This window comes from Proteus sp. NMG38-2, assembly GCF_020640995.1.
In the GTDB taxonomy this organism is placed as follows: Bacteria; Pseudomonadota; Gammaproteobacteria; order Enterobacterales; family Enterobacteriaceae; genus Proteus.
This window is the reverse complement of the sequence record NZ_CP085481.1, coordinates 2,498,712-2,512,617: the sequence shown is the minus strand read 5'-3', so window position 1 is coordinate 2,512,617 and position 13,906 is coordinate 2,498,712. Positions and strand designations below refer to the sequence as shown.

Annotated in this window: 8 protein-coding genes; all 8 read right to left on the bottom strand. The window is 40.5% G+C overall.

What is annotated here, in order from left to right; translation table 11 throughout:
• Positions 1 to 54: 54 nt before the first annotated feature.
• The 8 genes from fbaB to LG402_RS11895 all read right to left on the bottom strand — a co-directional run bounded on the left by fbaB (position 55) and on the right by LG402_RS11895 (position 13,393).
• Positions 55 to 1,104, bottom strand: coding sequence for a class I fructose-bisphosphate aldolase (fbaB, locus tag LG402_RS11930; protein ID WP_109407737.1), 1,050 nt, complete (start codon positions 1,102 to 1,104; stop codon positions 55 to 57).
• A 49-nt stretch (positions 1,105 to 1,153) separates the two neighbouring features.
• Positions 1,154 to 2,047 (bottom strand): lipid kinase YegS, encoded by an 894-nt coding sequence (gene yegS / locus LG402_RS11925; RefSeq protein ID WP_166540571.1) that lies wholly within the window; start codon positions 2,045 to 2,047, stop codon positions 1,154 to 1,156.
• Positions 2,048 to 2,343: 296 nt separating this feature from the next.
• Positions 2,344 to 3,723 carry a tRNA 5-hydroxyuridine modification protein YegQ gene (gene yegQ / locus LG402_RS11920; RefSeq protein WP_072068445.1) on the bottom strand — a complete coding sequence of 460 codons (1,380 nt, stop codon included), beginning with the start codon at positions 3,721 to 3,723 and terminating at the stop codon, positions 2,344 to 2,346.
• Between the two features lie 119 nt (positions 3,724 to 3,842).
• Positions 3,843 to 4,550, bottom strand: coding sequence for a two-component system response regulator BaeR (gene baeR / locus LG402_RS11915; RefSeq protein WP_109407735.1), 708 nt, complete (start codon positions 4,548 to 4,550; stop codon positions 3,843 to 3,845).
• A 23-nt stretch (positions 4,551 to 4,573) separates the two neighbouring features.
• Complete coding sequence (gene baeS / locus LG402_RS11910) at positions 4,574 to 5,950, bottom strand: two-component system sensor histidine kinase BaeS (protein ID WP_166540570.1); 1,377 nt, start codon at positions 5,948 to 5,950, stop codon at positions 4,574 to 4,576.
• On the bottom strand, positions 5,947 to 9,030 hold the full coding sequence (gene mdtC / locus LG402_RS11905) for a multidrug efflux RND transporter permease subunit MdtC (RefSeq protein WP_227335520.1): 3,084 nt from the start codon (positions 9,028 to 9,030) through the stop codon (positions 5,947 to 5,949). Before mdtC ends, baeS begins: the two co-directional genes overlap by 4 nt.
• Positions 9,027 to 12,158, bottom strand: coding sequence for an MdtB/MuxB family multidrug efflux RND transporter permease subunit (locus tag LG402_RS11900; RefSeq protein ID WP_227335518.1), 3,132 nt, complete (start codon positions 12,156 to 12,158; stop codon positions 9,027 to 9,029). Before LG402_RS11900 ends, mdtC begins: the two co-directional genes overlap by 4 nt.
• Positions 12,158 to 13,393, bottom strand: coding sequence for an MdtA/MuxA family multidrug efflux RND transporter periplasmic adaptor subunit (locus tag LG402_RS11895; protein ID WP_227335517.1), 1,236 nt, complete (start codon positions 13,391 to 13,393; stop codon positions 12,158 to 12,160). Before LG402_RS11895 ends, LG402_RS11900 begins: the two co-directional genes overlap by 1 nt.
• Positions 13,394 to 13,906 lie beyond the last annotated feature (513 nt).

Sequence of the window (13,906 nt, the reverse complement as noted above, 5' to 3'; positions counted from 1 at the left end):
ATAATAAAAGCCACTCAGTTTGAACTGAGTGGCTTTCACAGATAAATTTATCAATTAAGCAATAGTGACGGATTTATCCAAATAAACATCTTGTACTGCATTAATCAGGGCAACCCCGTCTTTCATTGATTTTTTGAACGCTTTACGGCCTAAGATCAGACCCATACCGCCAGCACGTTTATTAATAACGGCGGTGCGAACAGCATCTTCAAGATCATTATTACCAGAAGCGCCACCAGAGTTAATTAATCCCGCGCGACCCATATAGCAGTTTGCTAATTGGTAGCGAACTAAATCAATTGGGTTTTCAGTAGTGAGTTTCGTGTAAACACGCTCATCAGTATGACCAAAACCAATTGCTTTAAAGCCACCGTTATTTTCAGCCATTTTTTGTTTAACGATATCAGCACCAATAGTTGCCGCTAAATGGTTTGCCTGACCCGTTAAATCTGCACTTGCATGGTAATCTACGCCATCTTTTTTGAATGCTGGGTTGCGTAAATAGGCCCATAGTACAGTGACCATACCCAATTCATGAGCACGTTCAAAGGCCATTGAAATTTCTTCAATTTGGCGACGGCTTTCTTGTGAACCAAAGTAAATAGTCGCACCCACTGCAACAGCACCCATTTCAAAGGCTTGCTCTACGCTGGCATACAGTGTTTGGTCATATTGCGCTGGGTAGCTTAGGGTTTCATTGTGGTTTAATTTCACAAGAAAAGGAATTTTGTGTGCATAGCGACGAGAAACAGAAGCAAGAACACCATAAGTAGAGGCAACACAGTTACAACCTGCTTCAATCGCTAACTCAACAATATTTTTTGGATCAAAATAGAGAGGGTTTGCTGCGAAAGAAGCAGCTGCTGAGTGCTCAACACCTTGGTCAACAGGTAGAATAGACAGATAACCCGTTCCCGCTAAACGCCCGTGATTAAACAGGGTTTGCATTGAACGTAACACGCTATTAGGGCGATTATTATCAATCATGACACGATCAACAAAGTCAGAACCTGGCAGGTAGAGATTTTCGCTCGGGATGGTTTGGCAACGATGGTCTAATAATGATTTTGCATCAGCACCTAACAAACTTACTATATCAGTCATTACATACTCCAGTTCATGATGAGATGAGAGTGATTGTCATTTATCTACATTAAGATAACAAGTCACATTGAGGCGGTAACCGGCAGTGGATCGCTTCAGGTAACACAATAAATTCAAATTTATTCCCTAAAAGGGGTTCTCCATCTAAATTAAACACCATTTCATGAGAAGCACTAATGTTTACCCAGCGACTTTCTCGCTCAATTATCTTGTCATTTTTCTTGCTATCAAACATGCTGCTTAAAATAGAGGGGAGAAGTTCGTGAGCTTCAACAATGGTGATATTGAGTTTATTGTCATTAATTAAGGCTTCAGAGCATAATTTTTGTCCGCCACCCGCTTGACGGCCATTACCGATAGCTAAAATAAGAGACTCACCTTCCCAATGGAAATTTTCAGCTTCAATAGTGCAATAATCAGCTTTTAAAGAGTCGATACTTAAAAGACCATTAATAAAATAGGCTGCTCCTCCTAATGCTGATTTTAATGCCTCAGGGGTTTCTGTTGTGATTTTGGTTCCAAAACCACCTGACGCCATATTAATAAAATAGTGCGTCTTGTTCACTGAGATAACATCAATGGGAACAGCACGACCTTTAACCGCTAAATTAAGCGCATTTTCCATATCACGAGGGATTTGTGCGCTGGTGGCAAAATCATTTGCTGTGCCTAATGGGATAATGCCAAGTGTCGGTAAAGATGAGGGGGAAAGATGAATTAATTCAGAAACAACGCTATTAATCGTTCCGTCACCACCTGCCGCAATCACTGTTTCTGCCTGTATATCTATAGCTTCTTGTACAAAACGACGTATATCACTGGATTCCCAAGTTACTCTTACTTGGAGGTTAAAACCTTCGTTACGTAATTGGTAAACGGCTTTTCTCAATGCACCGTTGTTAGCGCTTTTTCCATTAATGATCAGCAAACTAATTTTACTCATTGATGAGTCCCTTTAATTGAATCACTCTTTTAAAGGTAATGGATATCGAGAAAATTACTATTTTTTTTACAAATGATAACGAAAAAGAGAACGTGTTTACGTAAAGGAGAGTTGATAACGGTGATGAAAAAAGAAAAGGCAAATCCAAGGGAGATTGGATTTGCCAAGGAGGTGGTTCCTAGTCTTACTGTATTCATTCTAGTTCTTTATTTTTCGGAACTGATGATACGGTAAACAAATCATTATTGATGTGATCTGTATTTGAAATTGACCACTTTAAATCAGATTATGACGCTTTACTTCACTTCTACAGCATCAATCTTATGCGGTTGACGTGTTGTTGTACCTTGTAGGTTGCGGATCAACAGTGCGAAATCTAAATCAACATCTTCCGGAACAGACAAATAAACCATATGACCATTACCTGGCGCAACATCCGTTGGCTGTTGTTTTTTGTTAAACAGCGATCCTAACGTGAACTGAATATTTCCAGTTGGTGTCATTAATTCTAGGCTATCACCTAAAACAAATTTATTTTTAACATCAACTTCAGCTAAACCGTTTACGCGTTTACCGGTGAATTCACCGACAAATTGTTGGGTGTCAGAGACAGAATAACCATATTCATAAGTTTGGTACGCATCATGGGTATGACGACGTAAGAAACCTTCTGTATAACCGCGGTGTGCTAAACCTTCTAATGTCGTTAGCAACGTTGGATCAAATGGTTTACCTGCAACAGCATCATCAATTGCACGACGATACATTTGCGCTGTACGGGCACAGTAATAGAAGGATTTAGTACGACCTTCAATTTTCAGAGAGTGCACACCCATTTGTGTTAATTGCTCAACGTGTTCAATCGCACGTAAGTCTTTTGAGTTCATGATATAAGTACCGTGTTCATCTTCGAACGCAGTCATATATTCACCAGGACGTTTTGCTTCTTCGATTAAGTAGACTTTATCTGTTGGCGCGCCAACACCTAAAGTAGGCTCAACGTTTTTAACTGGGATTGGCGTGTATTTTTCAACGATATTACCCACATCGTCTTCTTTACCTTCTTCGACTTTATATTCCCAACGGCAAGCGTTAGTACAAGTACCTTGGTTCGGATCACGCTTATTGATATAGCCAGATAGCAGGCAACGGCCTGAGTAAGCCATACATAATGCACCGTGAACGAAAACTTCTAATTCCATGTCAGGAACTTGCTTACGAATTTCAGCAATTTCATCGATAGAGAGTTCACGAGACAGGATCACTCGTGTTAATCCCATTTGACGCCAGAATTTTACGGTTGCCCAGTTAACGGCATTGGCTTGTACTGAAAGGTGAATATCCATTTCAGGGAAAGCTTCACGCACCATCATGATCAAACCCGGATCAGACATAATCAGCGCATCAGGGCCCATATCAATGACGGGTTTTAAGTCACGGATAAAGGTTTTTAATTTAGCATTATGGGGTGCGATATTAACCACAACATAGAAGCGCTTACCTAATTCATGGGCTTCTTGAATACCTTTGGCAAGGTTTTCGTGGTTAAACTCATTATTACGCACACGTAAGCTATAACGTGGCTGACCTGCATAAACGGCGTCTGCGCCATAAGCAAATGCATAGCGCATATTTTTTAATGAGCCAGCAGGAGAGAGTAATTCGGGTGTAAACATGGTTAATTTCCTGGTTCTGATTTCAAGTCAGTCCCCCACACATTGGGTAGGGGTATATCATAAAGGGGGGGATTCTAGCGCTTAAGTGTAGCGAGGTTCAATGTATTCCTGAAAAAATATCATCGAAATCGATAAGCTTGAGTCTCCCAACGATACCCTTGACCATAAATTGAGCGAATAAATTCAATTTGATCGTTAAGTTGCTCAAGTTTACGTCGTAAGTTTTTAATATGGCTATCAATGGTTCTGTCCGTCACAATGCGGTAATCATCATAAAGGTGATCCATTAGCTGATCACGAGTTAATATTTTTCCAGGTTGTGTGGCTAATGCTTTGAGTAAGCGGAATTCAGCTGTGGTTAAGTCGAGAATTTTATTGTTATATTGGATTTGATAAGCCTGTTCATCAATGACAACTAACTTATCGCTTTGAACAATATCTTGTGGTCGATAAAAACGGCGTAATAAGGTTTTGACTCTGGCGACCACTTCTCTTGGGCTATAGGGTTTACAAATATAGTCATCAGCACCAATCTCAAGCCCAAGCAATCTATCTACTTCCTCTGTTTTGGCGGTGACCATAATGATGGGAATATCGGAAAAATGACGTAACTCTTTGCAGATAGTAATGCCGTCTTTAACGGGTAACATCAGATCTAATAATATTAAATCGTAATGTTGCTGTTTTACACAATGGCTCACTTCGGCGCCATCTGCTAACCAATGAGTTTGATAACCTGATGCTTGAAGGTAATCAATAAGTAATTGGGCAAGTTTAGGCTCGTCTTCAACAATCAGGATTGAATAGGGTGATTCAGATGCTGTCATTTATTGGCTCAATAGTTATAGGCTTAGAGATCATCAGAATATGCGGGTAATTCTATAAGAATTTTCATGCCACCTAAAGATGAAGGCATAGCACTTATTTTACCATTATGAGCTTCAACGATATTTTCGCAAATCGCAAGACCTAATCCAGAACCTCCACTGGCACGATTTCGTGAGCTTTCTGTACGATAAAAGCGTTGGAAAACGGCTTGATACTGTGATTTATCTAATCCAGGTGCGCTATCTTCTAAGGCTATTAATACGCAGTTGTTCTCTTTTTTTGTCTTGATATGTAATTGCCCACCAGCATAGGTATAGCGCACACTATTTTCCAATAGATTATGAAAAAGCTGAATAAGTCGGTCAGGATCGGCTTGTACAATTAATGGAGAGACATCATCTAATTCAGTGTATAAGGCAATATCTTTGGTGTGATATGTATGACGATAAGAAGCAACAGCTAATAAAATCACCTCATTAATATCAATAAAATCTTTACGATAAGTGAGTGAGCCTCTATCGGATAATGAAAGTTGGTGGAGATCATTCACCAGTTTTGTCAGGTTTGTTACTTCGAATAACAGAGAGTTTAATGTCTCTGGCGTGGGCTTTCTTACGCCATCTTGTAACGCTTCTAATTCCCCTTTTAAAATAGCGAGGGGGGTACGTAACTCATGTGAAATATCAGCCATATAATCACGGCGAATTTGCTCATTTTTCTCTAGTGTGCTGGCGAGTTGGTTAAAGTCTGTGGCGAGTTGGCTGATTTCATCTTTACTACTGGGTGTGACGCGAACAGCAAAATCACCGGCGGCTAACTTATGTGTGGCTTCGACCAGTCGTTTAACGGGGCGTATCATATTGCGAGAAAGGATCAATGTAATAAGTAAAGCTAAAAGAACCGTTAAACCTGCAATTATCCAACTGGTACGCAGTTGTTGTTTATCAAAACTGATATCCGCTTCACTACTGATCTTATCTGCGGCACTGACAATCACCCAACCCACAATTTCATCATGGGAAGTAATTGGTTTTTTGAATGTTTCTTCAGGAAACTGATTATCATGACCAAATAAGCGCTTCATGTTTTTATCAACAATCCAAAACTGTGTGCGCCAGCCTTTTGGTGGTGGGCCTTCACTGCTTTGGCTTATTTGGTCAATACTGCGTAATATTTGATAAAGAGAACGATCATCTCTATTAAGAAAACGCCAGTCGCCAGTTAAAGCATATTGATCTGTTAAGGCTTCAGCTAAAAGAGTTGCACGCTGTTCACTGTTTTTCTTGATATAGCCAATAAACCCTTGTTGAAAGCTACCTCGAATACCAATATGCATTGCAAGAACCACAACCATACAGGTAGCGAAAATGACCAAGAACAGCTTGCTTCTCAGTTTCATGCTTTAGCCTCTTTCTTGCTGAAACGCCGTTGTTGCCAACGTTCACGCAATCCATCAAAAAATAGATAAATAACTGGGGTTGTATAAAGGGTTAAGAGTTGGCTCATTAATAACCCGCCTACGATTGTTATCCCTAAAGGTTGTCTTAATTCTGCACCATCTCCACTTCCTAACATTAATGGCAATGCGCCAAATAATGCGGCAAGGGTTGTCATAATAATTGGGCGAAAACGTAATAAGCTGGCCTGAATAATGGCTTCTTTGGCTGACAATTTACCCTCACGTTGTGCGGTGATCGCAAAATCCACCATAATAATGGCGTTTTTCTTCACAATACCAATCAGCAACATAATGCCAATAAGCGCAATCAAGCTAAAAGGTGTATCAAAAAGCTGTAACGCTAATAAGGCGCCCACACCCGCAGAAGGTAGGGTAGATAAAATGGTCAGCGGATGAATATAGCTTTCATACAGCACACCTAATACCAAGTACACAGTCACAATAGCTGCTAAGATCAGAATAAGCTGTGACTTAATAGTTTCTTGGAAGATCTGTGCAGTACCTGCAAAGGTGCCCCTTACGGTATTGGGCACGCCCAACTCGGTCATTGTACGTTCAATAGAATCAATTGCATCAGCTAATGTATAGCCTTCAGGAATATTAAAGGCAATAGTTGAAGATGCAGATAATCCTTGGTGATTAACACTTAATGGCGCATTAGCTGGATACCAACTTGCAAACGCGGATAATGGAATGCGCTCACCTTGATTATTGACCACATACATTTTATCTAACGCAGAGACATCTTGTGTGTATTGCTCAGAGACTTCCATGACTACTTTATACTGATTTAATGGTGCATAAATGGTGGATATCTGACGTTGACCAAAAGCATTGTTCAGCAAATTATTGGCATCACTGACATTAATACCTAATTGTGACATAGTATCGCGATCGTAAGTCAGTGCCATTTCAGCACCTTTATCTTCTTTATCAGAGTTAACATCCACAAGCTGAGGTAGTTCACCCAAAGCTTTACGGACAATCGGCTCCCATTTACGCAGCTCGCTTAAATCATCAGCTAATAATGTAAATTGATAACTGGCATTCGCTTGGCGCCCACCCGCTCTAACATCTTGCACTGGCATTAAAAAGAGGTTAGCGCCAGGTTCATCAGCAAGTTTGGCACGTAAACGATTGATCACTTGATTGGCACTATCAGTACGCTCTGACAGTGGATTGAGGGAAATAAACATAAACCCACTGTTAATACGACCGCCTCCCGTAAAACCCGTTACGCTATCCACGTCTTTATCTGCATTTATTTCTTGCATAAAACGGGTCATTTTTTCTTTCATTGATTGGAATGAAATACTTTGGTCAGCACGGACAAATCCCATTAAACGACCCGTATCTTGATCGGGGAAAAACGTTTTTGGTGCGCTGATGTATAAATAAGCATTTAAACCTAATGTGGCAAGAAAAATAGCCATAACCCAGCGTCGATGGCGCAATGCCACTTGTAATGTGACACTGTAACCTTGTTGAGCGCGGAAAAGTAACTTACCAAAACCGCGTAAATGCGATTGCGCTTTAGGTTTCATTCCTTTAAGTAAATGCGCGCACATCATGGGTGTTAGCGTTAGAGAAACAAATAGCGAGATAGCAATAGCGGTTGTTAAGGTAATGGCAAATTCTTTAAATAATCGCCCAACAAGACCATCCATTAACAGTAATGGAATAAAAACGGCAACAAGAGAAATACTCATCGAAAGGACAGTAAAACCAACTTCGCCAACCCCTTTTAAGGCGGCATCTTTAGGTTTTAAACCATTCTCAATATGGCGAGAAATATTTTCCAGCACCACAATAGCATCATCAACCACAAAGCCTGTCGCTACGGTTAATGCCATCAATGAAAGGTTGTTTAAACTAAAGCCACAAAGATACATGGCTGAAAAAGTACCAATTAATGAAACGGGTACAGCAACTGCGGGGATCAGCGTGGCGCGACCGGAGCGTAAAAATAAGAATACAACTAAAATCACTAACGCCACAGCAATGGTTAATGCGCGCTCAACTTCCGCTAATGATGCGCGAATAGTCGGTGTTCTATCTTGTGCGACTTTCAAGTCAACGCTTGCGGGAATAAGCTCACGTAATTCTGGAAGCTCATCACGAATGCGGTTAACCGTTTCAATAATATTAGCGCCTGCTTCACGACGAATAACCAGCAAAATAGCCGGTTCACCGCCACTCATTCCTGCTGCGCGTGAGTTTTGTACCGAATCGGTAACTTGTGCCACATCGCCTAAACGCACAACTGCCTCTTGATTGTAATGCACGATCACAGGACGATATTCCGCCGCTTTACTTAGCTCATCGTTAGTTTGGATTTGCCAACGGCTTTCATCGTTATTGACAAAGCCTTGAGGCCGCCGCACATTCGCTTGGTTAATCGCTTTTCTAACATCATCAAGGCTAACATTTTGGTTAAATAACGCATCAGGATTGAGAGCGACACGTATCGCTGGCAATGAACCGCCACCAACCGAAACTTCACTGACACCTTCAATCTGCGAGATTTTTTGTGCCAACCTTGTTGAGGCGAGATCGTAAAGCTCCCCTGTATTTTGGGTATCAGAAGTGAGCGTTAAGATCATAATCGGAGCATCTGAAGGATTCGATTTATAATAACGCGGACGGCTTGGCATACCTGAAGGCAACAAGCTTTGTGAGGCATTTAACGCTGCCTGTACATCACGAGCTGCTGTATTGATATCTTTGTTTAAATCGAACACCAGTGTAATGCTGGTACTGCCAAGCGAACTGCTTGATGTCATTTCATCAATACCCGCAATTCGCCCTAAAGAGCGTTCAAGCGGTGTTGCCACAGATGACGCCATAGTTTCTGGCGACGCCCCAGGTAATGAGGCGTAAATATTAATAACCGGATAATCAACTTGAGGCAATGGGGCAACAGGGAGCAACATAAATCCTAATGCACCACATAGCGAAATCGCCAAACTGAGTAACGTAGTTGCTACGGGTCGTTGAATAAAGAGGGCGAAGAACTTCATGATACAGCCCCGTCATTATTCTCAATATGTTTATTGCGGTTTACATAGAGTGATAATTTATCAAATAGTAGATAAATTACTGGCGTAGTAAACAGAGTTAATATCTGGCTCATAATTAAGCCACCAACCATACAAACCCCTAATGGCTGACGTAATTCTGCACCCACACCGGTGCTTAGCATTAAAGGTAAAGCCCCGAGAAGTGCGGCCATTGTTGTCATTAATATTGGACGAAAACGTAATAAACACGCTTGATAAATAGCCTCGTAAGGGGTTAAACCTTGCTCTCGTTCGGCGGCAAGAGCAAAGTCTATCATCATGATCGCGTTTTTCTTTACGATCCCGATAAGCAAAATGATCCCAATAATCGCAATAATATCAAGTTCATTACCCGCGGCCATTAATGCAAGTAATGCACCGACACCTGCCGTAGGTAGCGTAGATAAAATAGTAATAGGGTGAATGAAGCTCTCATATAACACACCGAGTACGATATACATTGCCACAATAGCCGCGATAATCAGCCATAAAGTGCTAGAAAGCGCACTTTCAAATGCCAACGTCGCACCTTGGAATTGTGTGGTGATATCTCTTGGCATAGAAATTTGCACTTCAGCCAATTTTACTGCTTTTACTGCTTCTTCAAGCGACGATTGTTCAGCGACATTAAATGAAAATGTTGCTGAAGGAAATTGCTCTTGGTGATTAATAGAAAGTGGCGCTAGGCGTTGTTCTACGGATGCAATAGATAATAAAGGTACCATCGCACCATCTTTGCCAGTTAAATGTACGGCTGAGAGCGCCTGTAAACCATCACCACTGCGAATATCTTGTTCCAATACAACGCGGTACTGATTTGCTTGAGTGTAGATAGTTGAAATTAAACGCTGACCAAAAGCATTATAAAGTGCGTTATCAATCTCACTCATTGTAATACCTAAGCGACTTGCAGAATCTCTGTCTACTTTGATATACGCCATCATACCGCCGTCTTGCCAATCACTGCTAATGTCGGTTAGTTCTGGACTATTTTTTAATGATTGGGAAAGCTTTGGTACCCAATGTGCCAATTCATCTAATGATGTTGCTTGCAACGTAAATTGATATTGAGTACGAGATACTTGCGTATCAATTGTTAGATCTTGAGTGGGTTGCAAATAGAGCGTTATGCCTGAAATAGAGGCTATGCGTTCTTGTAGACGAGGAATTATTGTATCAATACGCGAGTCGCGTTGATCAAGGGGTTTTAATGTGATTTGTAATCGGCCCGTATTGAGAGTTGCATTACTGCCATCAATGCCGACAAAACTGGCAATATTATCAACTGCAGGATCATCAATCAGTTTATCAACCACTTGTTGCTGTTTTTCAACCATTGATTGATAAGAAATAGATTGTGAGGTTTCAATGGTACCCTGCAATAATCCATTATCTTGTAATGGGAAAAAACCTTTAGGAATAAACATATACAGCAAAACAGTTAACACCAAAGTGCTGAGTGCAACACCAAGCGTTATCCATTGATGGTTTAATACACGTTTTAGCCAAACGGCATACACGGCAATCATCTTTTCAAAAAAGTGTTCACATGCTATTTCAAAACGATTGTGTTTGATTTCATTTTCAGGTTTTAGCAATCGTGCACACATCATTGGCGTTAATGTTAGCGAAACCACCGCAGATATTAAAATGGCGACTGCAAGGGTGATTGCAAACTCTCTAAATAAGCGACCAACAATATCCCCCATAAATAACAGAGGGATCAGTACGGCAATAAGAGAGAAAGTAAGCGAAATAATGGTAAAACCAATCTCACCAGCCCCTTTTAGCGCTGCAGTTAATGGTTTATCACCACGCTCAAGGTAGCGGGAGATATTTTCAATCACAACAATGGCGTCATCGACAACAAAGCCTGTGGCAATCGTTAATGCCATTAAAGTGAGATTATTGACAGAAAAACCGCAGAAATACATCACTGCGAATGTACCAACTAATGAAAGTGGTACGGCAATGCTTGGAATTAAGGTTGCGACACCATTACGTAAAAAGAGATAAATTACCATCACCACAAGGGCGATAGCTAAACCAAGCTCAAATTGCACATCTTTAACTGACGCGCGGATCGTTGTGGTTCTATCAGTTAAGATCTCAACATTCACTGATTTAGGTAAATTAGAGACTAAATCTGGTAATAAATTACGAATATTATCAGTGGTATCAATAACGTTAACGCCGGGTTGACGTTGAACATTTATAATAATCGCCTGTTCATTGTTGGCCCATGCACCTAACTGATTATTTTCAGGTGCTTGTTCGATAGTTGCGATATCAGATAAACGAATAGGCGCATCATTTTTATAGGCAACGATAAGTTGGCGATAATCTTCTAATGATTTCATTTGGTCATTAGCCGATAAGGTTACAGAGCGAGTAGGGCCATCAAGGCTTCCTTTCGCTGAGTTAACGTTCGCATTATTGATTGCTACACGAATTTTTTCGCTATCTAAACCGTAAGACGCCGCAGCTTGTGCATTGAGTTTGACTCTAACTGCGGGGCGCTGGCCACCCGCTAATGCGACTAAACCAACACCATTAACTTGTGAAATTTTTTGCGAAATACGGGTTTCAACCATATCTTGCAACTGTGTCATCGGTAATGTTGAGCTAGTTACCGCTAAAGTTAAAATTGGTGGATCAGCTGGGTTTACTTTGCTGTAAATCGGTGGGTAAGGCAAATCAGAGGGGAGTAGATTCGTCGCTGCATTTATCGCAGCTTGTACCTCTTGCTCTGCAACATCTAATGGTAAGGTTAATTGGAACATCAGTGTGATCACCGATGCACCACCAGAACTTTGTGATGACATCTGTTTTAACCCAGACATCTGCCCAAATTGGCGTTCAAGTGGTGCAGTGACAGCTGATGTCATTACATCAGGGCTTGCTCCAGGATAGAGAGTAACAACCTGAATAGTTGGATAATCAACTTCAGGTAAGGCAGACACAGGCAACATACGATAGCCGACAATCCCTGCTAACAGTATGGCGACCATAAAAAGGGTTGTTGCAACAGGGCGCAGAATAAATAGGCGAGATGGTCCTCCACCTGTACCGTGTGTTTTTTCGGTCATTACGCTTTCTCCGCAACTACACGGTTATTTTCTTGAGTCTTTGGTACAGAAGGTGTCACGATTTCGACTTTTGCACCTTGTGTTAATCTATCCACACCATCCGTTACAACACGCTGATCTGCTGATAAACCAGACGCTATCACAACTTTTTCTGCATTTTGTAAGGCAACTTCCACGCGTAATTTGCTCACTTTATTTTCGTTATCCACAACCCAAACAAAGTGACCTTCATTACCCATTTGCAAAGCAGCATTCGGAATAACAACTGCTTTTTCTAATGTGGTGACATAAAGACGGACATTGACGAATTGATTAGGAAATAATGTTGTCTCTTGTTGTGGGAAGCGCGCTTTTAACTTAATAGTGCCAGTTGTAGCATCAATTTGGTTATCAACACTAAATAATTTTCCTTGAGCTAATTCAAATTGGTTATTTCTGTCTAATGCAGTGACAGGCAAATCAGTATTGTTTTTACGTGCTTGAATGACTTTTGCTAAATCTTGTTCTGGCAATGTAAAAAGCACATCAACAGGGTCCATTTGATTAATAACCACAATCGGCGTTGATGAACCACCTGAAATATAGTTACCCACATCAACTTGTTTTAAACCCACTCGACCTGAAATAGGAGCTGTGATTTTGCTGTAAGTGAGTTGCAGTTGTGCATTACTGATAGAGGCTTCATCAATACGAATGCTCGCCTCAGACTGTTTTACTAAAGCTTGCTGATTATCTAGCTCTTGTTGTGAGACTAAATTGGTTTTTGCTAATTTCTGATAACGTGCTAAATCAAGACGTGCGTTAGCTAATGTGGCTTGATCTTTTGCAAGTTGTCCTTTGGCTTGGGCTAATTGCACTTCAAATGGACGAGAGTCAATTTCTGCTAATAAATCACCTTGTTGAACGTGTTGCCCTTCCGTGAAATGCAAAGCCATTAATTGACCTTCAACTCGACTTGTCACCGTGACGCTATTGGTTGCTTTCACTGTACCTAAAGCCGATAAAAATTGAGGCACATCTTCTTGTATTGATGTTGCGACCTGAACGGGCGGCATAGGAGGGCGACGAGATCCAGTTGTGCTTCGACTTTGTGAGCTTGTTGCTTGAGTTCCTTTATTTTCAGCTGTAGCTGTTTTTGCTGCATTAAATTGCCAATAGGCGTAAGCACCTGCGGCTACGATGATTAAAGCGATAATAAGAGAAATTCTTTTTTTAGCATTTTTATTTTTATTCATTACTTTTGTGATCCCACTGGCAACTAGCTAATCAGAAATACTGAAATGAAATTTTGGAATAGTGACATTCTACCTGTTTCTACACAGTTAAAAATGGAGGAAATATGGAAATTAAGTCAAGGAATGTGTTTTATTGGCGTTATTTTAAGCAGTTAAAATGAAATGATACTGGCATTATTTTATCGTTGTTATTCAATAAGCCATTATTTATTAAAAAACAGACAAACAACAGCGTGGCTTAATTGTTTATATAGGGATAATTAAGTAGAAAATAATTTATTGATAATCAGTAAGTTATTTTGCTTGATGCTTTTTTAATCGCATAACTATTTTGTACAAATGCCTGTAACTATGATAAAACGCAATAGTTAGTTATAATTCTTAGATAATTATGCTTTCCAGTGATAGAATGCCAACCTTGTTTTTCTCTGTGTTTGAACTCTTTTCAAAGAATAACAATCCAGTATGAAATTCACCGAGCTTTAACTCTGTCTTAAAATAATCATTTTTGTA